Source organism: Enterococcus sp. DIV1368d, assembly GCF_050542975.1.
Taxonomy (GTDB): Bacteria; Bacillota; Bacilli; order Lactobacillales; family Enterococcaceae; genus Enterococcus_D; species Enterococcus_D casseliflavus.
Genome location: NZ_CP172939.1, coordinates 543,284 through 569,449 on the forward strand (window position 1 = coordinate 543,284; position 26,166 = coordinate 569,449).

Consider the following 26,166-nt stretch of genomic DNA (forward strand, 5'->3'; position numbering starts at 1 on the left):
CTATTTTTTTCATTTTTAGTAGGTTTTTTGATTAAAAATATATAAATTTGAGTATATAATTACCAAATAGTGTGCTATTTATGTAATAGTATAGAAAAGAATTTCTTGAAAAAAAGGAGTGGGATGAATGAGAGAGTTGCAATTGGCCTTCATCAGCAACCGTACGACCGCGCGCTTGTTTCGGCTGCTGAGTACGATTGAGCGAGACCGTGTGTTCACGATTGGCGACTTAGCAGAGCGCAATCAAGTGACGCAACGAACGATTGCCAATGATATCAAATACATGAAAGAATATTTTGGGGACAGTATTGCCCTCGTTTCGGGCAATAGCGGGTTTGTTTTCGAAGAGAAAAAGCCAGCAGACTATCAAAAAAGAAAACAAAGCTTGTTAAAAAATGAATGTTTATTTGAAATTATCGGGAATATTTTCCATGGCAAACTATCTAAGGTGGATGAGCTGGCACATCATTATCATTTTTCAGAGAGTACGTTTCGGCGTCTACTCAATCAGCGAAACCCTATTTTAAAAAGCTATGGCTTGCAGTGGGCATCAAATCCCTTAACGATTGAAGGAAGTGAAGCCAACTTGCGTAAGTTTTTCAAAGATTTTTATTACGAAGGTGTGGAAACGATCTATACGTTGGTTCCAGATCAAGCCTTGCATGACTTGATCTTAGGTCAATTGGAGGACAAGTTCGGCTATTATGAAATCGGATCTGGGGCGACTCCCGCAGCGTTTTACTACACGTTTTATATTGCCATCAAGCGTGCGAGCCTCGGCTATCGTATCACTATGCCGAAAGAACTGGTTAGACAGGCGTATAAAGGGAACAGTTTTTCCAAGCTATACGCACTGAAGGAAGGCATTGAAAAAATCTATCAGGTTCAGCTGCCCAAAGAAGAATTCGCTTGGATCTACTTAGTCACCTTGTGCAAGCGAACCTTGGATCAAGAAGAACGAGAGGAAAAATTTTACCAACAATTTCATCAAGGCGAAGCCATCACAACTGTGACGGACTTGTTTCTTCAAAACCATGAGGTTCCCCAAGCACAAGCCAAAACGGTTGCGACTTTTTTACGTTCTTTCTTTTTATCGAGAAAAATTAACCATGCGATTGCGCCGGTTTTGAACAAGGAAATGGATGATATCAAAGAGGTGATCATGCGTTCCAACAGTGAGAGTTACCAAAAGAACTTACAATTTCTTAAGGAGCAGAGCAAAAAACTCTCTTTGTCTACTGCCTACTTAGAAGACATCTGTGTCAGTTTAACGATTTATAGCGAGCTGATTTTCGATTATTATGCACCAGCAAAAACCATTTATTTCCTCTTAGAAGGGGATCATTTTGTGTGCCAGCATATCCAAACAAGAGCGATCCAGCGATTTGGCAGCAAGCATAAATTGACGTTTGTTCAACTGCAATATTTAACAAAACATACGCTTCATGCTGCCCATATCGATTTGATCGTGACCAATTACAATCGCTACCTTGTTGATTATAAAGTCAAAACAGATTACTTATTGTTAAAATCTCTCCCGGATGATCGCGATTGGGAACACCTCGAAAGGAAAATAAATCCCCATCAAAAACCGCTCTTTTAAACCAATTGCTGTGCTGTTCACGCGTTTAAATAGGTATGTTATTTATTCATCTATTTCAGGTGTTTATGAAAATAATGATTTTCCTTTGAGAAACGAGCACGCTATTCTTAGTTTAGTAAGGAACACGCGTGTCATACTTACAAATAATTTGTCCCAATAACCTTCGTTTTTGAGAATCCAGAACTCGTATGTAGTTATTATTTTATGAAAACTTAATCTAACAACTTTCTCCAGACATTTGATTCATCAAAATGTCTTTTTTTGTCGTTCCCTCAAAAACGAAGAATATTGAGACAGCTTTGTGTGAAAAAGCAAGGAGCTATTCCCTAGTTTTCAGCTTTCTTAACGCAACAAAGACTTGAAGAAAGGAGGATATGATGAAATTACTTACATTGTTTTCGGCCGTATTACTACTGAGCAGCACGGGCGTCAACACGACGATGGCGTTCCAGCAAGTTGCTTATGCAGAAACAGAGTCACTTTCTGAAGGGACGCAACAATCTTCAGGGGAGGAAACCAATAATTCTGCTGATCAATCGGAAACGCAAGAGTCAACCGAGCAAAGCAGCGAGGAACAAACAACCTCATCGGAAGCCACCGATGATTCAACGACCGCTAGCCAAGAAGAAGTAGAAGAAACTGAAGCACTGCCCGAAGCAGAAACGCCAGACAGCTCAGAAGATGAAGAGGAGCCTGAATCTGAAAACGAGCAAGTCGAAGGGTTCGATGCAGAAGCTGCAACCATCCAACTGACTGTAGCAAGTGAGGCGCAATTGCGGGCAATTTTACTTGGGGAACCCTTCACCGATGAAGAGGGCACGGAGTATCGTTACGAAGAAATCGCTAATGAGCAATCGCTAGTGCTTACTTTTGCCAGCAACTTGGCATTAACTGAGCCAATCAGTGGGATCCAACGGACGAACGTTACCTTTCGTAGTCAAGAAACACCTGTGATCGTTTCACAGACGGCAGCCGAGAACCTGATGCAGTTTGCGGCACCCGTTCAACTGGCTTGGCAAGGGGTGCAGCAACAAGGCATCCAGTCAGCGCAAGGGTTGGCTCAAACAACTGGGGCATCAACGATCACTTTTGAAGATACCCAATTGGAGCTGACCACTACCGCAGGACGCGTGGTGAATAACAACCAAGCACATCTTCATTTCAAAGGAACCAATGTGGTGACGACAGCGACGTCTTCCATTCCAACCTTGTTCACGGCGGAAAGGCTTTTGGTTGAAGGGCAATTGACGATCAATCATCGCTCCTCAAATGCCACACCGATTTTTGAAATGAACCAAGTAGCAGTCGCTAGCCAAGCTGAAATTTCTGTCACTCGCAGTACCAACAGCAATACTGGCACCGTCTTTCACATGACGGGTACCACAGCAAGCCTTGATTTTGGTCAAGGAAGTGTGACGACGATTCGCCAATCTGGTGCAATGGTTTCCTTGCCAAATGCCAATCAAGACAGCCGATTGACGTTAGCTACAGGGGCAACTCTGGATGTTGGTACAGGACAAGGACTTTCCGGGAACTCTACCAGTACGTTAGGAGAGATACGGTTACAAGCAGGTAGTCAGTTAAAGCTATCTGAGTATGGAACAGTCAGTACGACACCCGCCATCAATGTCGGACGCCGCTTCGTCGTTGAAAATAGTACCGCAGACCAACCTACCATCATCGAGGGAACGCGGACGGGCACAACGACCGGGGCATTTATTCAACTTCGAAGTGCGAATTCTGCCATCGATTTGGGGGAGCACACACAAACCAAGGTCTCGCAGCATGGACCGATGTTTACAGGGGTGGCGAGTTCCACGATCGTGATCCAAGACCATGTGAAAATGAACAATCAGCATAGCAACGGGTTTAATGGCAACATAGCCGTTGACAGTATTTCGATTGGTGATCAGGTGGAAATAGCCATCAGTGAACCTAGTAATGCCACTGTTGGTCAAGCGTATCGCACCTTTTTCGCAACGTCTTCGGTTCAAGTCGGCAGTCATACAACAATTGACGTACCGAGAACGCGAACGACCTCTTCAGCGAGTACATCGAATGTCGTCATCGGTTTAGCATCGAGCAACGGAAAAATCACCATTGGTGACTATTCAGAAATAGCTGTGAATCAGCGTGGGGCGTTCGTCAATGCAAGCTTGGCTCAGGTAACTTTAGGGAAATACGCGAAACTTACTGGTGTGTTAGGTCATGGCTTCACCGCTGGAACGATGGTCGATCAATTTGAGCTGCTTGAAGGGGCTGAAATCACGATTGCTGAGCATTCAACGAGTGCAGCAGCTAATGCATTTTCCGTGCAACGACGCTTCTTTCTAGGAGAAAAAGCGACGATCAACTATTCTCGCACGTCATCAGCCGCCAATCCTTTCATTGCATTGGGTTCAACGTCGGCGGCATCCCAATTTCTATCAGAAGCAAATGCAACCATCTCCCTCAATCAAGTAGGACCATTGGTTACTGGTCGCAGCACAACAGATATCTATATTGGTGAAGCAAATACGATCAGCCTACAAACCGCACAAGGCTTTACTGGCGGTACCTCATCTGCTGCTTCTTCAACCATTCGCAGGTTGCATGTGGGCGATCACTCTGAGATCACCGTTTCTGGACGAAGCAATGCAAATGTTGATTTTTTCCGATTTAGAGAAGAAATCAAACTCGGACGTGAAGCGAAAGTAACGGTCAATCATACTACGCGACAAGCAGCACGAGCGGTCTTTCGTTTAACCTTGGCGAACTCGAAATTTACGATGGAAGAAGCAAGTAAAGTCGAAGTTGATACGGGGGGACGATTTTTACAAGGCGTCGGAACGACGGATCTGCTATTTGGCGAAAATTCCTATACGAGAATCAACGCAGCGAGGGGAATGACAGGAAACACCACTGTTCGTTCCGTTACGCTTGGACAACATGCTGAAGTTCATTTGACAGAGCCAACAACGACGGCGATTCAAAATTCAGCTACAAGTCAAAATTACGCCAGAATCCGAGTGTCACAAAGAGTGGAATTGCAAGACAATGCCACCATGACGTCAAGAAGAGATCGAACGACTTCAGATTCTCGCTTTATATGGTTGACTGCTAGTAATTCATTTGTTCGGATTGGCAAAGGAGCTACCCTTGACGTGGATCAATCTGGAGGAATCTTTAGAGTCACGACTTCCTCTAATTTCATTCTCAATGATGACGCGACCTTTAAAGGGGTTGCGAGAGGATTAAATACGCAAGCGGGAGGGAATGCCTCAAGCAATCATTCGAATTCATTTGCGAACATCATGGTAGGGGCCAGAGCTAATTTTTTCATGACTGATAATCGAACAGGCATGGGGACATCAGCAGAATTTATCAATCGACCACTAGTCAATGTGCGTAATTCATTTTCGGCAGAAGAAGACGCTACGGTTGTATTAGAAACCATAAGAAATAAATCTGCAGTTCTTTATTTCAGACTAGCCAATGCACGATTGAATATAAACAATGTGAATTTGTTTGAAATTAGTCACCCTACGACAAGAACTGGTCAAGCCAATGCGCAATTGCAGCGTTTGATCCGCTCCGCACAAAATACGGTTGCGAATGGTTTGCGAATCAATGTGGCGAGTCAAAAACTAGCAGTTTGGGAAAATGCTTCTTTAGAGGCACCAACGGAAGAATTTATCAATATTTCAGGAACGATGAGAATCAATCGAAATGGTGGCAATACCTTCCCCTATGGAGGCACAGGAAATGGCGAAGCACGTTCCAGATTGCTGAGTGGCGAACAATTCGATGGTTCCTTAGAAAGTCTTGAAACACAAACAGATATTTATCAAGTGATTGCGAAAAATAATTACAATAAAATTCGTTTTTCAGAACCAGAAGGCCTCGTTGCCCGAATCGATGCATTGAGTGATCAGTCGACTGAAATCACTGGTTCTATGTACGAGGATACCGATGTCACAGTGATCACCTATACCAATACTGACGGAGAACTCGTTGAATTAGACAAAAACTCTGAACGAATCGAATGGGGCGACTATCGTGATGAAAATCAGCTGTATCGCTATTTCCGTATTCCACTAAGAGAAAATGAACGATTGGAAACCGAGACAGAAGTGTCGATCTTCTTATCAAAACCTTCGATTGAGACCTATGTCGATGTCACAGCTCGTCAAAACGTTATCAAAGGGGTAGACCTTGAAGCGTACAATATCACCTTAGATCGTTATAAGATCAACGAGTTACCTACAAAAGAGGCATTGGATGCTTTGATCCTTCAAGAAAGCCGAGCACAAGCCGCAAACGTCTTGACGGAAGCGGATATGACGGAAGAATTTCGCATCGTAGAAACGGATCTTACACGAGAAGTGGACGAAGATGGCAGCTACTTCGCTGTTCTTGAGGTGGGGAATAAAGCCTACCAGCTGACCGTCGGTATCGATGTGACATCGAAACTTGAACATCTGCGGGTGACGATCCCGACTAAAATGGTCTTCGAATCCTTGTACAACACAGCGGAATCGAATCGTAATTTTGAAAGCCAAACGTATGAGATCCGCAATCAATCGCCACTTGCCGTGGATACCTACGTCAATCAACTGGCGATCGATGATAGTGCCAGTATTGTCTTATTAGAAGCGGGAGAAGATCCTCTCGACTATGCCGAAAGTGAAAGCGAAGAAGAAGACCCAACCCTGACCTATGACGATATCTCAACCCCGCTGTTGCGATTGAACCTAAAAACGGAAGAAACCCAGATCCAACTCTATGAGGCGATGGAGGAACAACACTTGGTTCGCCTAGCAGAAAGAAGCCGCGTGCCGATTTCCTTATCGGGGGACTTCTATGGAGACTATCCCCAATGGATCGTTGATACAGAAGCCGATCAAGGTGGGTATTATGAAGACTTGCTCGTACCGAAGTATCGCATCGTCTTACGCTTTGTCCCACGAGATTAAAGAAAAAAGATCGTACCAAACGTGAAGGAGGTGAATCCATTGGAGCAAACGAATCAAACCGAAAACAAAAAACGACGGAAATGGCTCTGGTGGTTGTTGCTATTGGCCGTACTTGCCGGTGGACTCGGGTACTATTTCTATCAATCAAAAGAAGCGGTTCCGTTGATCAGTGCAGACCTTTTGCCTGAATCTGGCGATGCCACCGATCAGCGATTATCTGAACGGGCGCAGGAAATTGCAGATGCGAATTATTTCACCCTGCAAATCAATCCAGAAGCCATTTTTGAAGATGGTCAAAGCACGGGATCCATCGAGATCGTTAATCCAGGCACCAATGTGTACCCAATCGCCGTGGACATCTCTTTACTGTCGAGCGGGGAAGTCATCTATTCATCCGGTGCGATCTATCCAAATCAATTTGTTGAAAATGTCGCCTTAGCGACACCATTGGCAAAAGGCGAGTATCCTGCCAAAGCCACCATCAATATTTACGACCCTGAAAGCAAAGAAAAACAAGGGGTCACTGAAGCTGAATTAACGATTATCGTTAAGAATTAAAAAAAGGAAAAGTGAGGAAATAAAAATGAAAAAATTTGTAGCAGCTATTCTAAGTACAGCAACGATCGCAGGAGTAATCGCAAGCGGCACCACCGCTTTTGCGACACAAACCATTGACGGACGTGAAGGCGATACGTCAGGAGATGTCCAAGTAAACGGGATCATCGGTGAATTCGATAATACAACTCCTGGACCAAATCCTGATGATTTGAACCAATGGATCAATGTAACGATTCCAACGACTGCTTTGTTCTATACGACAGAAGCGTCAAGTCATACAGAGATCGTTTCGCCTACGTACACTGTGACAAATAACTCAGCAGTTGGTGTGATCGCTTCTGTTGCAGGTGTTGATACACCATTGAATATGTCTGAAGTAGACTTGTTAAACGTAAACGGGATTGAGTTGTTTGAAAACGGCACACCAACCGTAGCAGAAACAGAATTATTTACCCTTGAAGGCAACCAAGGTACGAATGAAGGCACGTTTGCGTTCACTGGTGAAGCAACACCGACCGATGCATCAGAAGAATCAAATCCAAGTTTCAAATTGGTCTTGAGCTTTGCGCCGGATGTAGAGGAAGACTAAGAATTGAAATCCCAGTAAAGAAGGGATCTATCGTATGAAAAAACGAAAACGAATCGTTCTTTTCGTCGCTGTGTTACTGACTCTGACTGTCTGGGATCTATCGGAAACCAGCGTCGCAGAGGCGACGACAGGGCAAGTCTCTGTGACCGGTCGAATCGGTGAAACGGTGACGCAAGAGGAAGAAGCAGACGATGACAATAAGAAAACGATCGTAGCAGATGGTTCTCAAATCGGACAAGGAAAATTACCACAAACAGGTTCATCAAACACAAGCAGTTTGATCATTCTTGGGTATACACTCCTAGTACTGTTTGTCGTCGCAGTAACAAGAAAAAAGAAACACGGTGAAAGCGTCGCTCCTTAACTATAGGCATCGCTAGAAGCGTATAGGAGAAACTGTGGGGAAAACTTGCAGTTTCTCTTTTTTTGATGAAAGATTTAACAAAAAATGGACCAAAAGAAGAAACAGTACTTAGTGATACCACAAACGCTGCATAAGTGAGGTCAGTGATAGTTTTGAAAGAAGGATACAGAAGATGAAAATCAAGAAAGAAGCGTTTGAAAGAACCATCATAAATAGTGAATACATCGGGTACTATACCCATCTGCTGAGTGCAGATACTTGCCCGTATCACCAAGGAAAGCAACTCGATACCATGCGTTACTTACTAGAAAACGATCGTATAGAAGAAATAAAAGCCAGTGCTCGCTATTTATTTCCTTTACGTAAATATAAATTACCCAGCAACCTGCAAAAAGAGTATCAATTATTGGAAGAAAGTGTTTCCTTTATCTCAAGCTTAAACACCCATCTGCTGATTCCTCAAGCAGCCATTGAGCAAAGTCTGTCAATCAAGGCAGAAAATGGAGCAAAAGATCAAAAAGAGCATTACAAGCAGTTGGTCAGAGGATTGCTGGATATTCTGCATTGACGCCTGTACCTGGGTGATTTTTCAGCAGCTAGAAAAAATAGTGAATGAATAACTAGAAGAACAAGCTGAGCTTTAGGAAGAAAATAACGGGGCTTGTTCCCCTCAAAGAAAGGAGTAAAAAAGCATGACGGTATTTACTTCAAAAACAGAATACCTTGATGGATTTCAAAAGAAATTTGCGGAGTCACACCGCGCCAATGGCGCTTTAGCAGCGTATGTTGAAAAGCAATTGGCACTCCTTGATGAATTGGTAGCAGCCATTTCACCAGAAACATTTTGGGCGATCACCCCAGATATTCTGGGCATCGACGCCAAACTGGTCTTAGTCACAGAAATGATGCGATTCGACGATTTTTCCGACAATGAGATCATTCGAATCGTTGAAAATGATTACCGCTTTTATCTAAAAGAACTGTGTGGTTACAATCTAGGAACAAAAGCGAAACATTCTCTGGTTTTCAATGTGAGATGAATCAAAGAGGGGAATGGTAGGAATCACTTCTAGCAAGACGAGTAGGTAAGAAGTGATGACTATTTTTAATACTTTTGCAATTAGGGAAGGTGAGCGATTGAAATAGAAGGGGTGTATCGAAAAAAGAGTGAATAGACAAAAAGCATTCAGGAATTGACTTCTTGAATGCTTTTTGTCTATTCACCTATCAAAAAAAGGTCTTTTCTTTGATTTCTACTTTCTCTCATGTGAAATTACCGTTAAAACGATGCCGAATCAGCAAAAATTCTGCAAATAAAATTATTTGTGTTATATTTGAAGGGCATCTGTTCATTTTTTTAATAATCGTTTATTTTTGATCGCGTATAATGAGAAAAATAAACGATGCGAGGACTATTTTTTTCGCTTTAATTGATCAGCTGGGGCAGGTTTGTCCAAATAAAACCCTTGTTGAAGAAAAATCTCTTCTTCAAGCAGGTACTCATGGATATCCGAGGTTTCGACCCCTTCGACAATAAATTGGATTTTACGATTGCTGGCGATATTTCGCCAGAAGTCGATCAAAAAGAAAATTTCCTTTTGGGAAAGCACTCGCAACGAGATAGGCGAAAACTTGATCACATCGATTTTATCCAGCATCGGTGCAATATTTGTCAGTGAATGAATGCCTGTCCCTACATCATCCAATGCGACAGAGAAGTGCATCTTTTTTATTTGGTTGATTTTGTTCATAAGAAAGGACTTGGGATCACAAGCGATAGAAGGTTCTGTATCGTCTTCGGTGATCTCAATCAAAATACGATCATGGTAGGGAGCTAAATCAGCTAACATCAAAAAGGTTTCTGGGTAGCTGAGTTGTTGCGGGTGGATATTGAGACTGATTTTTGTTTCTTCGTTCGGATGAAGCAAGCTGAAAATTTCATTTCGATACCACTGCAGTAAACGAGTATGTAATTTTTTGTATTTGATCACTTGCTGGAAGAAGGAAAGGGGAAACCTATTTCTTTCGGTACTTCTCAATAATAATTCGTAGCCAATCACTTTCTGACTATCTGCTTTCATTTGAAAGATAGGCTGGGCATCAAAATATAATTGGGGAAATATCGATAAGAGTTCTTGTTCTATTTTCTCAGACATTGGTTTCTGCTCCTTTCTGGGTCGCTTTATTTTTGGTTTCATGAAGTGCAGGAAAAAAGCTTATTTCGTGCGCTGCATCGTTAAAGAATCGAGCCTTTCAAAATCATGGGCGAACGATTTTAAAGAAAAATCTATGAAAGAAAGAAGGAGTAGTGTGTTTGTCCATCTGATTTATGCTGCGATCTATTCTGTGTTAGTCGTGAGCTTGCTCATTTCGTATGATTTGTTTATCAAGAACTTCAAAGAATTGAATTTACGCCTGTCGTTTAAAATTCTTATTGGTATTGTTTTGTTTATTTCGCAAGTCTACTTTATTATATCATTTTCTTTGAACAGTATCGGTTATGTTGCGTATGAATATACGATTCCAATCTTTATTTATTATTTTGGCATTCTCAAAGAAAAAATCTATCTGGTTGGGTTAGTACCCGTCATTTTGCTGACCTTTTTTGCATTGATCAATAAATTTGAATGGGAAGCCATGCTCTTTATTATCGGATTAAATTATATCATTTTAATCGTTACGGGCTTATTAAAGAAAAGATTTTATGGACAACCAAATCACACAGCATTTTACCTATTTTCGATTTTCGTTACGGTTGTCTCGCCGATGCTCAACGCCTTGCTTTTTTATCGCCGCGAAATTAGCGTTTGGGATGTAGTGTCTTTAGGCATTGGATCTGTGGGGATCGTTTCTTTATGGAAGTATTATTTGCAGAATCAAAAAAATTTCCTGGAAAAAATTAACACAAAAATCATTGAACGCAATTATGATGAGTTGACCAAGGTGAAAAATTTCCGCAGTCTGAACGAGGATATTTCAAAGCTGGCGCTACTTGAGAAGGACCAGCTCGTCGTGGTGATGATGGATTTAGATCATTTTAAGCGCATCAATGATCACCATGGACATCAAATCGGCAATCAAGCCCTATCCTTCTTTTCGGAAAAACTGATGACGTTTCTCTACCAGAAAAGTCCTTCCCATTTAGTCGAAGTCTATCGATATGGCGGCGAAGAATTTTTAGTCCTATTTAAAGAGAATACTTCTGATGCTGTGAAAAAAATTATTGAAGAATTCCATTTGTTTTTAAGCAATGAACAGTTGAAATTAGAAACCGCCCAACTGACCCTTTACTTTTCGGCAGGGATTTCAGAAGCAGCCTCTGCGTTAGACATTTCAGAAACCTTTTACCAAGCAGATCAAGCATTGTACGAAGCCAAAAGGAAGGGCAGAAACCGCACGATTATTTTTTCTTGAGACGTTTGCTTTTCTAAAGAAGGTTTCGCAGTCTTTTCTCAAGTAGATCGGGTGTTGTAGGAAACCAAAAGGAAAGACAAGGTCGTATGATTTTTTTAGACGAATATTTTTCAGAAGAAGTTTTAATAAAGAGACAAGGTTCGCAGGCTTCTTTGTCCAGCGTCGTAGCTTTTTCAAAAGGAAGAGAGGAAGCAATCTGGTAAGTATAACGGTTTACCGATTATCTTGAGAGGTTAATTGAAGGGAAAAAACAAGTAGAGTGCTTTTTAAGAAGTGGGAAGAAACCACTTCTTTTTTTGCACCAAGCATTGGGCAGTCGCGCTTGGCAGCATCGACTTGGTTTTCTGGCGTGTTTACAGTCTTTAAAAGCAATGGTATATTTATTTGATAAGTAAATAAAATTATTTTGTACCTGTGCGTAACGATTACTGACTAAGGAGACTTCCCCATGAAACCAATTCGGCGAATACTGTACCAAAGTGTTTTGTACGTAGCTATTCCTTTGATCGTGAGTCTACTGATTGGCTACCTAGCCAAATGCTCACTCCTGATTCCTGCCTCCATTATTTATGGCGTTCTTTTAGTGTTTATGATCCCTTCCGACAGCTTTTTATCAAGCAGCGTGGACTACCAAACGAAAAGCATGAATCCAAGTTTTCGTCCTCCGCCATTAAAGAGAAGGTTTGAAAGTGCGCCAGAGATGATCAATTTCCTCTTCGTTTTAACGGCACTGGTTTTGTGTTTGCTGCTCTTATTGGTTGGGTAAAGGGAATTCATAGAAATCATGTACTAAGAAGAATGACAAAAAGAAGAGGAGAACAGCGATGAAATTACTCAAACAAATCAATTTGATGGATGATAAAAAAACAATAAAGAGATTGAATCTCGCGGCGATTCCTAGTTTTATTTTTTTCTATGTGTTCTTTACACTCTTTGTCTTAGGTGGTCATGGGTCAAATGCTGAAACTTCGTTTATTTTCGATCTTTTGATCTTAATGGTTGCATATTTTATTCTCATCATTATTCATGAATTGATCCATGGTGCCTTCTTCAAGCTTTTTGACCCTAAAGGGAAGGTAAAGTTTGGGTTCAAAAATGGCGTAGCATATGCCACGAGTCCCCATTCCTTTTATTCAAAAGGGAAATTTGCCATCATTTTATTGGCGCCATTCCTTGGCATTTCTGTGGGTCTCTTTCTATTTTATTTATTTGGCTGGTTGACGGTATCTCTTTTTACCTTGATTGCTGCCGCACATGCCGCTGCTTGTGTGGGAGACTTTTACTTTCTTTTTCTGATTGTTAAAGCACCAGCGAACAGTTGTGTAGAAGATACTGAAGTGGGGCTGAATATTTATCAAGGAGAGTAGTTTATTTTTCAATTGATCTTGTCAAAATCAAAGAGCAAGAAAATGTATGCTAGAAAATCTCTTACAAAAAAACAAACACCTCAAAAGTGTTTGTTTTTTTATAGGACTGTTTATAAAAAACGTATATAGCAAGAAGACTGTTCGGCCGACAAAAAGACAACTTGTTTTAAACGACCGTTTTCTTATTAGCGCTTTACCGATACAACGGTAAGCTGCCAGCGACTTTATTGATACTCTTTTTCTTGCCTTTTAAACAAAGACCAAAATAAGCCAGTGTTTCTGTGGGAATCGTCTCAAGCGTCTGGCGGTATTGCTCATAAGAATTGGTGGTCTGAGCAACGTCGGAAAAATCAATGATGGTTACTTCTGGATCTGCTTGTTGACTGATCGATTCACGAATGGTCTGCAACTGTTCCTTGTTCGTTTTTAAGATAGGAATGGGAAAGTTGACAATGCCAAGGTGTTTTCTGCCCGTCGAATCGTAAATATCCTCTCCGATTCCTTCGGGAAACAATTTGCCTAAGGTTGCGCCTAAAATTGCTGCAGTATTTGCAACTAAGCCAATCGGTAATTGTTCATCGATAATCATGACACATTTTTCTTGGTTATTCATACGTTCTCACTCCATCTTCTTGGTAAATTGTTTGGTAAGCTTTCGGGGTGACCCCAATCAAGCTTTTAAAGATACGGGTAAAATGACTTTGGTCACTAAAACCTGTCAGAAAAGCGACTTCTGCAATTGCTTCTTGTGCTTCTAGTCTTTTCTTGGCAGCACTGATGCGCACCGTACTTAAATATTGAAACGGCGACAGCCCATACGCTTTGGTAAACTGCCGAATCAAGACGTACTGATTCATTCCAAGAACGTCACTTAATTCACTCAAGGACAATTTTTCGGCATAATGTTGATCGATATAGGCTTTTGCCGTTGCGGCTTTATTTGACACCGGGTCCGTTTGTTCGTGGGTGAAATCCGCATACTGAACAAGCAGGTCGTGAAGCAGACAAGTAAAGCGTTCTTGCTTTTCAAACTCATCACCGCGATCCGACAGCAGCAGCTGATGAACTGCATGAAATTCCTCTTTTTCTTTCACTTGGCGAATGACCGGTTCAGGAAAGTGGGGCGTCAATTGAGTGTTAAAAATTTTTTTGTACTTGTACCGCCATGTTCTCCGGGGTTAAGTGGATATTACGGTAAACCAGCTTCTCCTCCGTGAGTTGCTGGCAGCGGTGGGCAGCCTTTGGCGGAATCAAAATCAAGTCGCCTGCTTCAACGATATAGCAGGTATTTTGACAGGTGAATTGACGCGTCCCAGCTTCCATCAAGCCAATCACATAATATTCGTGCCAATGGTTAGGAAACTCCTGCTGGATGCCGTTAAATAATAAAGCTTCTACACCAAGGATGCTATCTTGAATGATTTTTCGTTCATTTCTCATCTGCATTCTCCTTTTTGTTACTATAACAAAAGTGGTTTTTGGTGAATAGAATGATATTGACTTTTGACTATTTTTCTTGATGGAAGACACTTGGTTGGGACTGAGAAAAGGGGCTGGAGAAGGTCGGAAAAGAGTGGATCAGGCTTGAAGAGAGAACAGCGGGTTATTTTGACGAATTTATGGAATGAATCACAGCAGATGGACCATGCGCCGTGAAAAAATAATGATAAATCCTTGGCATTTGAAAGTTTTATTGATGGAAGTATGGTACCATTTGACTGCAGTAAAGTTTGTGACGGTGGCTATCTTTGAAAGGTGGTGGTGCTTATGAATGTAAGTACTAACTCTTCAGAAAGGAGAAGCCTTTTTGTCCACAGCGGAAGCAATCGGGCTAATGATCAGTTTTGGTACATTTACCGCCATGCTGATCTTTGGTATCCTAGCCGCAGTGAAAAATGACAAAAAAAAATAACCGTCGACTTTAACAGGGAAACGGTTATCTTTTAAGTTAAAAAACCTGTCGCCGTCTTAAATGGCGCTGCAGAGGGGTTGTGGCAACAACTCCTCTTTACATAGTTAGTATAGCAAGAAGAGAGTGATTTTTCAACTTTTAACAAGGATATTCTCAAACAAAATCGATAAGCGACATAGGCAAAACCTTATTCTCAATTGAAATAAGGTGTTCGATGTAGTCATATTGGAAAAGTGTTCGAACAACTAAAAACGAATGCAATGTTTAAAGAAAAGGGAAGCATTATTATCGAAACTAGCGGCTAATAAGTTCCAGATAAATTCTGGTACATTTATTGCCATGCTGCTCTTTCGTATCCTAGCCACAGTGAAATATGACAAAAAAATAACCGTCGACTTTAGCAGGGAAACGGTTATTTTTTTACTAATAAAACCCTGTCGCCTTCTTAGAAGGTGCGAAAGAGGAGTTGTGGCAACAGGTTTCTTCTATACAGATCACTATCAATCATATTCGTGAATGCTAATCTACCAGTCGCTCGAGATCGTAGGAAAAACCGTTTTGCTTACTTAGTTCCTTGTAAAACAAGCCGCTTTTCTTTATTGTACGTTTCTGTGTGGCTAAATCTAAAGAAACTAAGCCGTAGCGGTTTTTATATGCATTGATCCATGACCAACAATCAATGAATGTCCATAGATGGTATCCTTTTATATTACAGCCATCTTGAATTGCTTTCCATAAATAGGCGAGATGGTCTTGGATAAATTCAATGCGATAGTCATCAATCACCTGTCCATTTTCATCCATGAACCGTTCTTCATTAGCAACACCCATACCGTTTTCTGAGATAAAGGATTCAATATTTCCGTAGTTATTTTTGATGTCCATACATAAATCATAAATTCCTTTTTCATAGATTTCCCATCCACGATATTCATTCATTCGACGGCCAGGCATAATATGCGGTTCAAAGAACCATTCTGGTAAGAATGGACTTTCTAGATTAACGGCAGAAGTTCTTGCTTTGACACGGCGTGGTTCATAGTAGTTTAGACCAAGTATCTGTGCGGTATTCTCTTCAATAATTTTTAGGTCTGTGTCATTGAAATCAACGGGTAATTGGTCGTATTCCTCCAGCAACGAGACTAGTTTTTCTGGAAATACTCCTTTGACCATGGGATCTAAGAAACTACGAGTATAAAAAAGATCCGCAATTTCTGCTGCTTTTTTATCTGCTGAATTTTGGCTTCTTGGGAAAGTCGGACTCAAATTGAGAATTACTCCGATTTTGCTAGATAGCTGGTATTTTTTAAAAGTTTGAATGGCTTTTGCATGAGCTAATATGGTAAAGAACGCTGCTTGAGCACCACGCTTAAAATCAATGAGATTTGGATAGTGAAAATCTTCTAAATAAGAGCCCAAGATTGGCCCCAAAGGTTCGTTAAAGGTGAACCAATGATAAACTAAGTCGCCAAACGCTAGAAAACAGGTATCAGCAAAATTTACATAAGCATCAACAACTTCACGTGATTCCCATCCCCCTTTATCTTGTAATTTTGCGGGCATATCAAAATGATAGAGATTCGCAAAAACTTTGATATTATTATTTTTCATTTCGGTAAAAAGATCTCGATAATAGGCTATCGCTTTCTCGTTTGGTTTACCAACCCCATCATTTGGAAACATTCGTGCCCATGAGATAGACACACGAAATGAATTGTGCCCCGTTTGTTTCATCAATTGAATATCTTCGTGGTAACGATGGATATGGTCTGTCGTAATACTAGGTCCAATTCGTTTATAAAAACGATGAGGTTCTTCGTGAAACCACCGATCCCATACGGTCTCTGCTTTTCCTGTTTCTCCACGCCCTTCAGATTGTTCTGCTGACCAAGCGGAGCCCCACCAAAAGTCATCTGGAAATGTTAACTGAGTTTGTCTTGACATTATCGTTTCCTCCTGTTCGTTTTTAATAGTGTAACATTGCTTTTAGTATAAATAAATACTTTTTATTAAAAATATATATCTTTTCGTGATGGGTATGTTTTTAGCTGTAAAAAGACAATTTTTTATGTTAAAGTATAAGTAATAGAGATGAGTATGAGGGAGTAAGTTATGAAGAAACAGCCAAAATATATGGAGGTTTATACGGAGGTAAAGAAAAAAATTGCCAATGGAACCTATCAAATCGGCGAAAAATTACCTACAGGCGATGAACTTGCGCATGAGTATCAAACAAGTAAGCTCACTGTGAAGAAAGGTATTGATATGCTAGTATCAGAGGGAGTTTTACGAACACGTAGTGGATTCGGAACGGAAGTTCTACGCAGACCAATTGATAATTCGAAAGTGTTTGGACCAAATGAAGGTCTTTTTGATTTAGTAGGGGAAGAACATGTGACTTCTGAAATCCATACGTTCTCAATTGAGTTGCCATCGAATGAAGTGGCAGAAATTTTAGAAATAAATCAAAAAGAGTATGTCTATAATATTATTAGAAGTCGTTTTATTGATGAACAACCGTATTCTATTGAGCAAACGTTTATGCCACTTTCTGTTATACCGGGGTTAGAACCAAAGCATTTGAAACGTTCTGTATATGGCTACATTACAAATGAGCTTGGTCTAGAGATTAAATCTTCCCATATTTGGATCAAAGGTGATGTGGCAAATGACTTCGATGCGGAAATTCTTTCTGTAAAACCAGGCGAGTTTATGATAGAGGTAGACAAAGTGGTGTCATTGTCATCTGGTGTACCGTTTGAATATTCTCTTTCGAGACATTTATACAAAGATTTTATTTTTGAAGCAGTTTTTGTTGAGAAGTGAAGACCAACGAATTTCGTTGGTCTTTTTTTGACTTTTGAAAAAGATATATAATTTTAAATAAAGATATTTACTTTTTTAAAAAGCTGGTGTATGATCATCCCATAAGCAATCGCTTACAACTAAAAAAGGAGACTGATCGGGATTATGAGTAAAAAAGATGCTATTTTTGAAAAGTTCGGAGTAATAGCCACAAGGCTAGGGAACCAGATTCATCTTCGAACACTAAGGGATGCTTTCGCCACTTTTATGCCTTTTATGATGTTGGCGGGATTTGTTACATTGATCAACTATGTTATTTTAGAGCCAACAGGATTTATGGGAAATATCATTGATCCAGCAACATTAACGACGATTCAAGAAATCGGGACTTCCATCAGTAATGGAACGCTAAGTATAACGACGCTATTAGTTGTTGCGGCAGTTTCTTATCATATGTGTGTTAGCAGAAATTATACAAATCATATTGCTGCTGTTCTAGTCGCTATTTCAACGTTTATTGTTCTCACCCCTATGATGACGATGTTTACACCAGAAGGAAGTCAAGAAGCGCTGGAGGTAGGTGGGGTTATTCCTGTCACTCATACTGGTGCGTCAGGAATGTTCGTTGGAATTTTTGTGGGCTTAGCTGCTACGGAACTCTTTATTAAGTTATCAAATAACAAAAAGTTACAAATTCAGTTGTCAGGAAATATCCCACCAGCTGTGTTGAAGTCATTTAACGTCCTTATTCCAATCATGATTACCGTGACTACCTTCGCAATTGGTTCATTTGCTGTCAATCAATTATTCAATATGGATGTTAATTCGTTGATTACTACTCTAATCACTGGACCTTTAAGTAGGGTAACGACAGGTTTACCAGGGTTCCTCTTAATTACCTCAATTGCAAATCTATTTTTCGGGTTTGGAATTCATCAAGCAGTGATATCAGGTTCACTTCTCGATCCGTTCTTAATTCAAAATATGCAAGAGAATATGGCTGCTTATGCGAATAGGGAAGATATTCCACATATCATAAACATGGCATTTAAAGATACGTTTGCTGTTATGGGAGGATCAGGAAATACTATTGCTTTGCTAATTGCTATTTTTATCTTTAGTCGTCGTAAAGACTACAAAGACTTTGCAAAATTATCCGTAACTCCTGCACTATTTAATATCAGTGAACCGATCATTTTTGGTTTACCAATTGTTTTCAATATTAGTTTGATTATTCCATTTGTATTGGCGCCGATTTTTTCCCTAACAGTTGCATATTTTGCAACAGCTGTTGGTTTAATCAATCATGTTGTCGTGCAGATACCTTGGACCACTCCTCCTGTCATATCTGGATTTTTAGCAACTGGTGGCGATTGGCGAGCATCAGTCTTGCAAATTGCGATCATTGCTGTGAGTGTTTTTATCTATTTACCATTTTTACGTATCGATGAAAAAGTTACCTCAACAATAGGGAATGAAGAGGCAAATGATTGAGAAGAGGAAACTTCACAAGATTTTTTGAAGTCTTCTCAAACCAAAGGTAAGAGAAACAAATAAATTGAACAAATCTATATATCAAAAAGAGACCACATAGATACATGTGAGTCTCTTTTTTTTGTGGATATATCGATCGGTGAACTTGTGAATAGAGGGAAAGAATTACCTGAAGAATTTTTTTATAAATCTATTGAGTTTCCATTCTATTTCTCACGGTTTTCGCTAACTTTTCAATAATGTACATTGCCGGTATCTGTGTTGTAATATCAGCTTCATTAATTTTTTCTAGTGAAATATTATAGGTTATTGCAATATCAGCTAATTTAGAAAGTGTTGAATTAGAGCTGCTGGTAATTCCTATTACTGAGCTTTCTGATAGATTCAAATGATTTAAATATTGAATGATTTCTGTGGTCTCGCCCGAAACGGATAAAGCGACGATACACATTTTTTTTGCTAACTCAGTGGATAGGTAATTAATAGGGTAATTACTAGGATCTTCAATGCGAATCGCCATGTTAAATAGTGACGAGAAATAAAGAGAACCATATTCAGCAACAACATTTGAGGAGCCTACGCCAATAAAAATAATCAGCTCTTTTTCCATCAATAAGTGAACTGCCTCATCAAATTTATCTTCAAAGAATTTATCTTGTGTCCGTACTAAAAAATTCAAGAGTTCACTCTCAAAATCAAGTGTTTTTACCTCTTTTTCTTCTTTAAGAGATTCGAGATACGCACTGAGGTAAATTTTAAATTCAGAAAAACCGGTACAGCGAAATTTTTTACAAAAGCGTAGTACGCTGGCAGTACTCGTATGACTTTTCTCAGCTAATTCACGAATACTCATGGAAGCAACTGCATTTACGTCTGAAATTATTGCTTTATATACTTCAATATCCGTTTCATTTAAGTCTGGTTGATAGTCAAGAAACAACATAGTAATCCCCTCCTGTTACAAATTGTAACAGGAGTGTAACCGGTGTCAATCGTTTGTTTTTGTAACCGTTTACTTAAAGGCGGTATTTATGGAGATAAAAATAATCTATACTGACCATGTAGTTAAGTTAAAGGAGTGTTTCAGGATGGATAAAGGAATAAAAATTGCAACAATTGGCGGTGGATCAAGTTATACACCAGAATTGATAGAAGGATTTATTAAACGATATGCTGAATTACCGATTTCAGAATTATGGCTTGTGGATATTGAACAAGGAAGAGAGAAATTAGAAATTGTTGGGGAACTTGCTAAACGTATGGTAAAAAAAGCGGAACTTCCAATGAAAATTTATATGACTCTTGATCGTGAAGCGGCATTAAAGGATGCGGACTTCGTTACGACCCAATTTCGTGTAGGTCTTTTGGAAGCGCGAGCGAAAGACGAGAGAATCCCTTTAACATATGACACGATTGGACAAGAAACGAATGGTCCAGGAGGGCTTTTTAAAGGATTACGCACGATTCCCGTTATCTTAGAAATAGTGAAAGACATGGAGCGTCTTTGCCCAGAAGCATGGCTGATCAACTTTACTAATCCAGCTGGCATGGTGACAGAAGCTGTCTTACGCCATAGCAATATGCGTAGAGTAGTAGGTTTGTGTAATGGACCAATTGGAATAGAACGTGGCATTGCAGAAACATTAAAAGTACCCAAAGAAGAATTATATGTTGAATTTACTGGACTAAATCATATGGTTTTTGCGAAAAAGATTTATCATAAAGGGATTGATGTGACCCAAAAAGTACTTACATTGATGACGCAAGATGCTGGTGATGCAGTTGGTCTGAAAAACATTGCTGATTTAGAATGGGAACCAGATTTTTTCCGAACACTTGGCATGATTCCCATCGGCTATTTAAGGTATTACTATCAAACAGCCACTATGTTGTCTGAGCAAAAACAATCAGCAGAAAAAGAAGGAACTCGTGCAGAAGTTGTGCAGAAAATCGAACATGAATTGTTTGAACTTTATAAAGATGAACATCTAGCAATCAAACCACCTCAATTATCAGAACGTGGGGGCGCTTATTATAGTGAAGCAGCATGTAATTTAATTAATTCCATCTATAATGACAAACGTGATATTCAAACGGTCAATACAAGAAATAATGGAGCCATCAGTGATATCGATTGTGATTCAGCGGTTGAAGTAAATTGTTTGATTACAAAACAAGGACCGATCCCTTTGACTACAGGTGAATTACCTATTCCTATCAAAGGGCTAGTTCAACAAATTAAGTCTTTTGAACGTATAGCGGCCCAAGCAGCTGTTACGGGAGACTATAACACTGCTTTATTAGCGATGACGATCAATCCCTTAGTTCCAAGTGATAGGACAGCAAAGCAACTACTTGATGAAATGCTTTTGGCACACAAAGAATATCTGCCGAATTTTTTTAAAGGAGAATGACAATGAATATAAAATACTATGTTGAGGCAAATTACCAGGAAGTCAGTAAGATCTGTGCAAAACTCATTTTAGATGTCTTGAAAGAAAAGCCAGATGGGTTATATTGCTTTGCAGGTGGTGATACACCCGTAGGAACGCTTAACATCATTGCAGAAGCAGCAATCAATAAAGAAATAGATTTATCCCAGGCAAAGTTTATTGAACTAGATGAATGGGTTGGAATCGATCCGAAAAATGAAGGCAGTTGTCTATCCTATTTGAAAAGAAACTTATTCAATCGGGTTCCTATTGACCTAAAGCAACTTCACACATTTGATCCTTTAGCCGATGATTTAAATGAGGAATGCAAAAAAGCTGATAAATTTATCGAGGAGAATGGAGGATTAACACTGAGTTTGCTTGGGGTTGGAGTAAATGGTCACTTAGGTTTTAATGAGCCTGGTTCGTCCTTCGAAGATAAAGCTCATATAGTGAACTTAGACGAATCAACCCAAAGTGTTGGGAAAAAATATTTTTCAGACGAGAAAGTTGATCGTACGAAAGGAATTACGTTAGGGATAGGACAATTATTACAATCTGGAACAATGATCGTACAAGCTAGTGGAGCAAAAAAGAAGTCTGCGATACAACAATTTCTAAGCGGTACGATTACAAAAGAGTGTCCAGTTACTTCTCTATGGTTGCACAAAGATCCTGTGTTGGTGGTTGATAAGGAAGTCGTGAACTAAAAGGAGGAAAAACGATGCAGGTCATTGAGAACAAGGTATTGCCTATATTGCTGAAAATAGGCAATAGTAAACACTTAGTTGCTATAAGAAATGGGATTTCCATGACGATTCCTTTTACTATTGTTGGAAGTATCTTCCTAATCATTGGTAACTTTCCAATACAGTCATGGATGGATTTTGTGTCAAATTGGGGGCCGCAGTTGAATGCACCAGTCAATGTTACGTTCGGAATCCTTGGACTGATATCTGCAATTGGCATAGGCTATCATTTAGGAAAAGAGTTTGGTGTTGATGCTATTTCTAATTCGATGCTCACAACTATCGGCTTTCTTCTAGCAACATTAAACGATGACTGGACGATAAATTTGGCTAATTTTGGTGCTAGTGGTATGTTTACCGCGATCATTGTTGGGGTATTTGTCACTCATGCTTTTAAATGGTTTGTCACTCATAATATTGTAATAAAAATGCCAGAAGGTGTGCCGCCCACTGTAGCAACTTCTTTTGCAACGTTAATCCCAGGAGCATTTATTCTGACCGTTATATGGATCGTCAGAACTTTATTAGGGGTTGATATCAATGAAATCATTACTATTGTTTTCCAACCTTTAATGCAAGGGATGGGAACACTCCCAGGCATGCTGCTATACACACTTCTCGTTTGTTTGCTATGGATATGTGGAATCCACGGAGACAATGTTTTGTCTGGAATTGCGACCCCTGTTTTCCTAAGTTATCTTGCTGATAATACGGCAGCTTTTCAAAGTGGTGTAGAAGTTCCTCATGTTTTTGCCGATGGATTTTGGATTGTCTTTATGTGTTTAGGCGGAACTGGCGCAACACTAGGTCTAGTGTTAAATATGCTCCATTCCAGAAGTAAGATGTATAAGTCGATTGGACGATTATCATTGCCGTCAGCTATTTTTTGTATCAATGAACCGGTTATTTTTGGTTTGCCTATTGTGATGAATCCTGTAATGCTTATTCCCTTTATAGCAACGCCTATGGTCCTATGTATCGGTACGTATATCCTAATGAATATTGGTATAGTAGGACCGATTGTTATTCAAGTTCCATGGACTATTCCTCCTATTATTGGTCCTTATTTAGCTACTAATGGTAGTATTGGAGCAGCTGTTTGGTCTGTTGTATCAATTGCTATCTCATATTTTATTTATATGCCATTTTTCAAAATATTGGAAAAGCAGCAAGTAAAAAACGAAGCCGCAAAGACACAGGAAACGGAAACAACGATTCCTGTTAGTATAAGTGAGTAGATAGAAAAAGCTTATTTTCCATCATTCATTAAGATAAGTCTTTTAGGTATCAGAAAATAACTTTAAAAAAGTATATTGGAAAAATGACGATTGCTTTTAATGATTCTGATAGTTTCAATAATAAAACAACAAATAGCATCAGTATCTAAGCGAATCAGTAAATGATTCGCTTTTTTTAATGTTGTATTTTTTATCCATTTGTTTCTATCAACAAAACCTTCTCGGATACTATATTGGATGTTATGGTAATCCTTGAAATCACCTCTTCGGTCCATCGTTAAAAAAAAACGAAGTTTCAGTTGTACCGAGAAATGATGGCGATTTCATTTTGTGCAAGCTATAGTTTAGGTGGGGGTAGCAAATATGATTCATTTCAAATTGACGTATCTTTTTTCAGAACCAAATGTTGAGGCGTTTCTTGATTTGACGAAGTGGAGGGATGAGGAATTTTTGGCTGAGATTGCCAAAATCAATCAAATCACTGAACAGCGGTTGAATCAACGAATCATGATTCATGAGGGAGAAGTTTTGATTCCTTCACTGATTCAACGAAAGTGGCCGGAAATTCTTTTCGATATCCAGAAGAATACGTTGTTTTTTTCGGAAGAAGAGCGGCGGTCCATGATTTATCTTCTGACTTTTTCAGCAGTGAAAGACTTATCCGTCTATCAGTTTCAAGAGCTGTTCTATGTCAGTAAAAATACGATTTTGAAAGATTTAAAGGGGATCAGAGAGGAACTTGCAGCTTTAAAGATTCAACTATTGTACTCTCGAAAATATGGCTTTTATCTAGAGGGAGAGGAATATCAGATTCGCGCTCTTGCTTTTCGAAAAGTCAGTGCGTTATCCAATACGAAAAATGGGAATTTGCTTTTATTTGAGGGAATCTATGAGCAGGATAAAACGATCTATGTTCAAATCAGAGATCGTTTGTCCGCAACACTGACTGATTTCAATCTGGTGATCGTTCCGAGTCGCTTCGAAGAAATGCTTTATTTTCTTAATTATCTATCCTTTCGGATGGCAGAAACGGCTGTTTCTTTAGCGGAGACAGAAATACCGCTGCTCCAGTCGCTGCATGTCCATCAAGTCAGTCAGCAGTTTTTAGCAGAATTTCCTGACATCAAAGATCGGAAAACAGAAGAACTTTATGTAACGATCCTGTTGAAAACGATTCTGCAAGGAGATATCGAAGATACTTCATTAGAGTTTTTATTGGAATGTGCCAGTAAGATCATTCATGAAATGGAACGGCTGGCAGCTATCGAGTTTGTGGACTATCGCACCCTTTTGATGAACACATTCTATCATCTTGTCCCAGCGTATTTTCGAATCCGCTACGGTTTTCCACTGGAGAATGTACTGATTGAAGAAATCAAGCTGCAATACAATGAGCTGTTTGAACTGACGAGACGAGCACTGGGTTCCTTAGAAGACCTAGTCGGCACGATCCCTGATGAAGAAATCGGTTATTTTACGATTTTGTTTGGTGGAGAAATCAGTAAACAAAAGGCCAAACGTGATTACTTCCAACTGAATGCATTAGTCGTTTGTCCCAGTGGCATCAGTTCATCCTTGATTTTGGAATCAGAATTAAAGGAACTGTTTCCCCAGATCCATTTTTTGCCGGCTCGTTCGATCGAAGAGTATGAAAATGTTCGGTTTAATGAAGAGATTGATCTGATTTTTTCCAGTGCGCCGATCAAAACCAAACGACCCTGTTATGTGATCAATCCGATTATGACACCAATTGAGAAGGATGAACTGGTTAAAAACGTACAAGCGGCATTTTTCCCTTCAAAAACTGGCTTGCATTCCATTGACGATGTGTTAGAAGTGATTTTGCCCTATGTTGATTTAAAAGCAGGAATCAGTAAGCAAAAGCTGAGAAAAATTTTGCAAAGAAAAATCAATCGAGAATTGAATAGAAGGGAAGACCAACGTCCGATGTTATCAGATTTATTAACAGCAGAAACCATCCAATTTACCGAGGTGCCGCTGACTTGGCAAGAAGCCATTCGAGAAGCTGCTGCGCCATTAAAAAAGACCAATAAAATTGAGGAGCAGTATATTACCGCCATGATCAATAAAGTGGTGGATCACGGTCCTTTTATCCATATTGGAAAAGGCATCGCTTTGCCTCATGCACGTCCAGAAGATGGGGTCAATGCCATCGGGATGTCGTTATTAAAAGTCAAAGAACCAGTGCTTTTGAATGATGATCCGCAACACCCCATTCACGTGTTTATATGTTTGGCGGCGGTTGACAATGAACTCCATCTAAAAGCGTTAGCGAGTTTAACTAAAATTTTGTCGAATAATGAAAAACTAACTGCGTTACTTTCCGCAACCAATGCGGATCAAATAATTGAAGTGATTAGAGAAGGAGAAGATGAAAAATGAAATTTGCAGCAGTGTGTGGGTCAGGATTAGGATCAAGTTTTATGGTGGAGATGAATATCAATTCTGTTTTAAATGAACTGGGTGTCTCAGGCGTGGAAGTGTCCCATTATGATTTAGGAAGTGCTGCACCCGATATGGCGGATGTTTTCTTCGTTGGCGGCGATTTAGCCGATAGTGCGCAGCATCTAGGTGAGATCGTAGTGTTAGACAGTATTATCGATCTCGATGAATTGAAGCAAAAGGTTCAAGCCGTTTGTCAGGAAAAAGGATTACTATAAAAAGG

Annotated in this window: 24 protein-coding genes; 18 read left to right on the top strand and 6 right to left on the bottom strand. The window is 39.8% G+C overall.

Going from position 1 to position 26,166, the window contains the following annotated elements; translation table 11 throughout:
- Positions 1-127 precede the first annotated feature (127 nt).
- The 7 genes from IGJ44_RS02530 to IGJ44_RS02560 all read left to right on the top strand — a co-directional run bounded on the left by IGJ44_RS02530 (position 128) and on the right by IGJ44_RS02560 (position 9,109).
- On the top strand, positions 128-1,603 hold the full coding sequence (locus tag IGJ44_RS02530) for a helix-turn-helix domain-containing protein (protein WP_015508951.1): 1,476 nt from the start codon (positions 128-130) through the stop codon (positions 1,601-1,603).
- A 374-nt stretch (positions 1,604-1,977) separates the two neighbouring features.
- Positions 1,978-6,558 carry a hypothetical protein gene (locus tag IGJ44_RS02535; protein WP_167827329.1) on the top strand — a complete coding sequence of 1,527 codons (4,581 nt, stop codon included), beginning with the start codon at positions 1,978-1,980 and terminating at the stop codon, positions 6,556-6,558.
- Between the two features lie 39 nt (positions 6,559-6,597).
- Positions 6,598-7,116: a hypothetical protein gene (locus tag IGJ44_RS02540; protein ID WP_034871937.1), complete on the top strand. Its 519-nt coding sequence runs from the start codon at positions 6,598-6,600 to the stop codon at positions 7,114-7,116.
- A gap of 25 nt (positions 7,117-7,141) precedes the next feature.
- The gene (locus IGJ44_RS02545; RefSeq protein ID WP_167827330.1) at positions 7,142-7,705 is read left to right on the top strand and encodes a hypothetical protein; all 564 of its coding nucleotides are present in this window, start codon (positions 7,142-7,144) and stop codon (positions 7,703-7,705) included.
- 34 nt (positions 7,706-7,739) lie between these two features.
- Positions 7,740-8,069 (top strand): LPXTG cell wall anchor domain-containing protein, encoded by a 330-nt coding sequence (locus IGJ44_RS02550; protein WP_016609681.1) that lies wholly within the window; start codon positions 7,740-7,742, stop codon positions 8,067-8,069.
- Positions 8,070-8,241: 172 nt separating this feature from the next.
- Positions 8,242-8,637: a hypothetical protein gene (locus IGJ44_RS02555; protein WP_115231767.1), complete on the top strand. Its 396-nt coding sequence runs from the start codon at positions 8,242-8,244 to the stop codon at positions 8,635-8,637.
- 124 nt (positions 8,638-8,761) lie between these two features.
- Positions 8,762-9,109, top strand: a complete 348-nt coding sequence (locus IGJ44_RS02560) for a DUF7006 family protein (RefSeq protein ID WP_016609683.1) — start codon at positions 8,762-8,764, stop codon at positions 9,107-9,109.
- A gap of 372 nt (positions 9,110-9,481) precedes the next feature.
- Here IGJ44_RS02560 and IGJ44_RS02565 read toward each other — a convergent pair whose 3' ends face one another.
- Positions 9,482-10,225 carry an EAL domain-containing protein gene (locus tag IGJ44_RS02565; RefSeq protein WP_167827331.1) on the bottom strand — a complete coding sequence of 248 codons (744 nt, stop codon included), beginning with the start codon at positions 10,223-10,225 and terminating at the stop codon, positions 9,482-9,484.
- 133 nt (positions 10,226-10,358) lie between these two features.
- Between IGJ44_RS02565 and IGJ44_RS02570 the strand changes: the two genes are divergently transcribed.
- The 3 genes from IGJ44_RS02570 (at position 10,359) to IGJ44_RS02580 (ending at position 12,850) form a co-directional block, all read left to right on the top strand.
- Positions 10,359-11,483: a GGDEF domain-containing protein gene (locus IGJ44_RS02570; RefSeq protein ID WP_228074223.1), complete on the top strand. Its 1,125-nt coding sequence runs from the start codon at positions 10,359-10,361 to the stop codon at positions 11,481-11,483.
- A 448-nt stretch (positions 11,484-11,931) separates the two neighbouring features.
- Entirely contained in the window at positions 11,932-12,249 is a 318-nt protein-coding gene (locus IGJ44_RS02575) for a hypothetical protein (protein WP_086339094.1), read from the top strand.
- 58 nt (positions 12,250-12,307) lie between these two features.
- Positions 12,308-12,850: a DUF3267 domain-containing protein gene (locus tag IGJ44_RS02580; protein ID WP_074536602.1), complete on the top strand. Its 543-nt coding sequence runs from the start codon at positions 12,308-12,310 to the stop codon at positions 12,848-12,850.
- Between the two features lie 193 nt (positions 12,851-13,043).
- Here IGJ44_RS02580 and IGJ44_RS02585 read toward each other — a convergent pair whose 3' ends face one another.
- Genes IGJ44_RS02585 through IGJ44_RS02595 form a run of 3 tightly spaced genes read right to left on the bottom strand, consistent with a single transcriptional unit; the run spans position 13,044 to position 14,290 of the window.
- On the bottom strand, positions 13,044-13,463 hold the full coding sequence (locus IGJ44_RS02585) for a DUF2000 domain-containing protein (RefSeq protein ID WP_005232083.1): 420 nt from the start codon (positions 13,461-13,463) through the stop codon (positions 13,044-13,046).
- Entirely contained in the window at positions 13,456-13,944 is a 489-nt protein-coding gene (locus IGJ44_RS02590) for a helix-turn-helix domain-containing protein (protein WP_254777470.1), read from the bottom strand. The genes IGJ44_RS02585 and IGJ44_RS02590 overlap by 8 nt, the downstream gene beginning before the upstream one ends.
- 43 nt (positions 13,945-13,987) lie before the next feature.
- Positions 13,988-14,290, bottom strand: coding sequence for an AraC family ligand binding domain-containing protein (locus IGJ44_RS02595; RefSeq protein ID WP_240934952.1), 303 nt, complete (start codon positions 14,288-14,290; stop codon positions 13,988-13,990).
- A gap of 367 nt (positions 14,291-14,657) precedes the next feature.
- Here IGJ44_RS02595 and IGJ44_RS02600 point away from each other — a divergent pair, with 367 nt between their 5' ends.
- Positions 14,658-14,762 carry a putative holin-like toxin gene (locus IGJ44_RS02600; RefSeq protein WP_017144486.1) on the top strand — a complete coding sequence of 35 codons (105 nt, stop codon included), beginning with the start codon at positions 14,658-14,660 and terminating at the stop codon, positions 14,760-14,762.
- Positions 14,763-15,281: 519 nt separating this feature from the next.
- Here IGJ44_RS02600 and IGJ44_RS02605 read toward each other — a convergent pair.
- Positions 15,282-16,706 carry a glycoside hydrolase family 1 protein gene (locus IGJ44_RS02605; RefSeq protein WP_074536600.1) on the bottom strand — a complete coding sequence of 475 codons (1,425 nt, stop codon included), beginning with the start codon at positions 16,704-16,706 and terminating at the stop codon, positions 15,282-15,284.
- Positions 16,707-16,874: 168 nt separating this feature from the next.
- Here IGJ44_RS02605 and IGJ44_RS02610 point away from each other — a divergent pair, with 168 nt between their 5' ends.
- Both IGJ44_RS02610 and IGJ44_RS02615 read left to right on the top strand, forming a co-directional pair.
- Positions 16,875-17,588 carry a GntR family transcriptional regulator gene (locus IGJ44_RS02610; protein WP_005227520.1) on the top strand — a complete coding sequence of 238 codons (714 nt, stop codon included), beginning with the start codon at positions 16,875-16,877 and terminating at the stop codon, positions 17,586-17,588.
- Positions 17,589-17,732: 144 nt separating this feature from the next.
- Positions 17,733-19,061 carry a PTS sugar transporter subunit IIC gene (locus IGJ44_RS02615; protein ID WP_074536599.1) on the top strand — a complete coding sequence of 443 codons (1,329 nt, stop codon included), beginning with the start codon at positions 17,733-17,735 and terminating at the stop codon, positions 19,059-19,061.
- A gap of 190 nt (positions 19,062-19,251) precedes the next feature.
- On the opposite strand, the gene IGJ44_RS02620 is transcribed toward IGJ44_RS02615, so the two are convergent.
- Positions 19,252-20,004: a MurR/RpiR family transcriptional regulator gene (locus IGJ44_RS02620; protein ID WP_074536598.1), complete on the bottom strand. Its 753-nt coding sequence runs from the start codon at positions 20,002-20,004 to the stop codon at positions 19,252-19,254.
- Positions 20,005-20,149: 145 nt separating this feature from the next.
- Between IGJ44_RS02620 and IGJ44_RS02625 the strand changes: the two genes are divergently transcribed.
- From IGJ44_RS02625 to IGJ44_RS02645, 5 genes are all read left to right on the top strand, one after another.
- Positions 20,150-21,475, top strand: a complete 1,326-nt coding sequence (locus IGJ44_RS02625) for a 6-phospho-beta-glucosidase (protein ID WP_074536597.1) — start codon at positions 20,150-20,152, stop codon at positions 21,473-21,475.
- Between the two features lie 2 nt (positions 21,476-21,477).
- Complete coding sequence (locus tag IGJ44_RS02630) at positions 21,478-22,203, top strand: glucosamine-6-phosphate deaminase (RefSeq protein ID WP_074536596.1); 726 nt, start codon at positions 21,478-21,480, stop codon at positions 22,201-22,203.
- 14 nt (positions 22,204-22,217) lie between these two features.
- Entirely contained in the window at positions 22,218-23,480 is a 1,263-nt protein-coding gene (locus IGJ44_RS02635; protein WP_005227532.1) for a PTS sugar transporter subunit IIC, read from the top strand.
- Positions 23,481-23,843: 363 nt separating this feature from the next.
- Positions 23,844-25,883 carry a BglG family transcription antiterminator gene (locus IGJ44_RS02640; RefSeq protein WP_074536593.1) on the top strand — a complete coding sequence of 680 codons (2,040 nt, stop codon included), beginning with the start codon at positions 23,844-23,846 and terminating at the stop codon, positions 25,881-25,883.
- Entirely contained in the window at positions 25,880-26,161 is a 282-nt protein-coding gene (locus tag IGJ44_RS02645; protein WP_005227537.1) for a PTS sugar transporter subunit IIB, read from the top strand. The genes IGJ44_RS02640 and IGJ44_RS02645 overlap by 4 nt, the downstream gene beginning before the upstream one ends.
- The last annotated feature ends 5 nt before the right edge of the window (positions 26,162-26,166 follow it).

Coding starts and splice junctions, on each gene's coding strand:
- IGJ44_RS02530 (WP_015508951.1), top strand. CDS start 128: ATGAGAGAGTTGCAATTGGCCTTCATCAGCAACCGTACGACCGCGCGC.
- IGJ44_RS02535 (WP_167827329.1), top strand. CDS start 1,978: ATGATGAAATTACTTACATTGTTTTCGGCCGTATTACTACTGAGCAGC.
- IGJ44_RS02545 (WP_167827330.1), top strand. CDS start 7,142: ATGAAAAAATTTGTAGCAGCTATTCTAAGTACAGCAACGATCGCAGGA.
- IGJ44_RS02550 (WP_016609681.1), top strand. CDS start 7,740: ATGAAAAAACGAAAACGAATCGTTCTTTTCGTCGCTGTGTTACTGACT.
- IGJ44_RS02555 (WP_115231767.1), top strand. CDS start 8,242: ATGAAAATCAAGAAAGAAGCGTTTGAAAGAACCATCATAAATAGTGAA.
- IGJ44_RS02560 (WP_016609683.1), top strand. CDS start 8,762: ATGACGGTATTTACTTCAAAAACAGAATACCTTGATGGATTTCAAAAG.
- IGJ44_RS02565 (WP_167827331.1), bottom strand. CDS start 10,225: ATGTCTGAGAAAATAGAACAAGAACTCTTATCGATATTTCCCCAATTA.
- IGJ44_RS02570 (WP_228074223.1), top strand. CDS start 10,359: ATGAAAGAAAGAAGGAGTAGTGTGTTTGTCCATCTGATTTATGCTGCG.
- IGJ44_RS02575 (WP_086339094.1), top strand. CDS start 11,932: ATGAAACCAATTCGGCGAATACTGTACCAAAGTGTTTTGTACGTAGCT.
- IGJ44_RS02580 (WP_074536602.1), top strand. CDS start 12,308: ATGAAATTACTCAAACAAATCAATTTGATGGATGATAAAAAAACAATA.
- IGJ44_RS02585 (WP_005232083.1), bottom strand. CDS start 13,463: ATGAATAACCAAGAAAAATGTGTCATGATTATCGATGAACAATTACCG.
- IGJ44_RS02595 (WP_240934952.1), bottom strand. CDS start 14,290: ATGAGAAATGAACGAAAAATCATTCAAGATAGCATCCTTGGTGTAGAA.
- IGJ44_RS02605 (WP_074536600.1), bottom strand. CDS start 16,706: ATGTCAAGACAAACTCAGTTAACATTTCCAGATGACTTTTGGTGGGGC.
- IGJ44_RS02610 (WP_005227520.1), top strand. CDS start 16,875: ATGAAGAAACAGCCAAAATATATGGAGGTTTATACGGAGGTAAAGAAA.
- IGJ44_RS02615 (WP_074536599.1), top strand. CDS start 17,733: ATGAGTAAAAAAGATGCTATTTTTGAAAAGTTCGGAGTAATAGCCACA.
- IGJ44_RS02620 (WP_074536598.1), bottom strand. CDS start 20,004: ATGTTGTTTCTTGACTATCAACCAGACTTAAATGAAACGGATATTGAA.
- IGJ44_RS02625 (WP_074536597.1), top strand. CDS start 20,150: ATGGATAAAGGAATAAAAATTGCAACAATTGGCGGTGGATCAAGTTAT.
- IGJ44_RS02630 (WP_074536596.1), top strand. CDS start 21,478: ATGAATATAAAATACTATGTTGAGGCAAATTACCAGGAAGTCAGTAAG.
- IGJ44_RS02635 (WP_005227532.1), top strand. CDS start 22,218: ATGCAGGTCATTGAGAACAAGGTATTGCCTATATTGCTGAAAATAGGC.
- IGJ44_RS02640 (WP_074536593.1), top strand. CDS start 23,844: ATGATTCATTTCAAATTGACGTATCTTTTTTCAGAACCAAATGTTGAG.
- IGJ44_RS02645 (WP_005227537.1), top strand. CDS start 25,880: ATGAAATTTGCAGCAGTGTGTGGGTCAGGATTAGGATCAAGTTTTATG.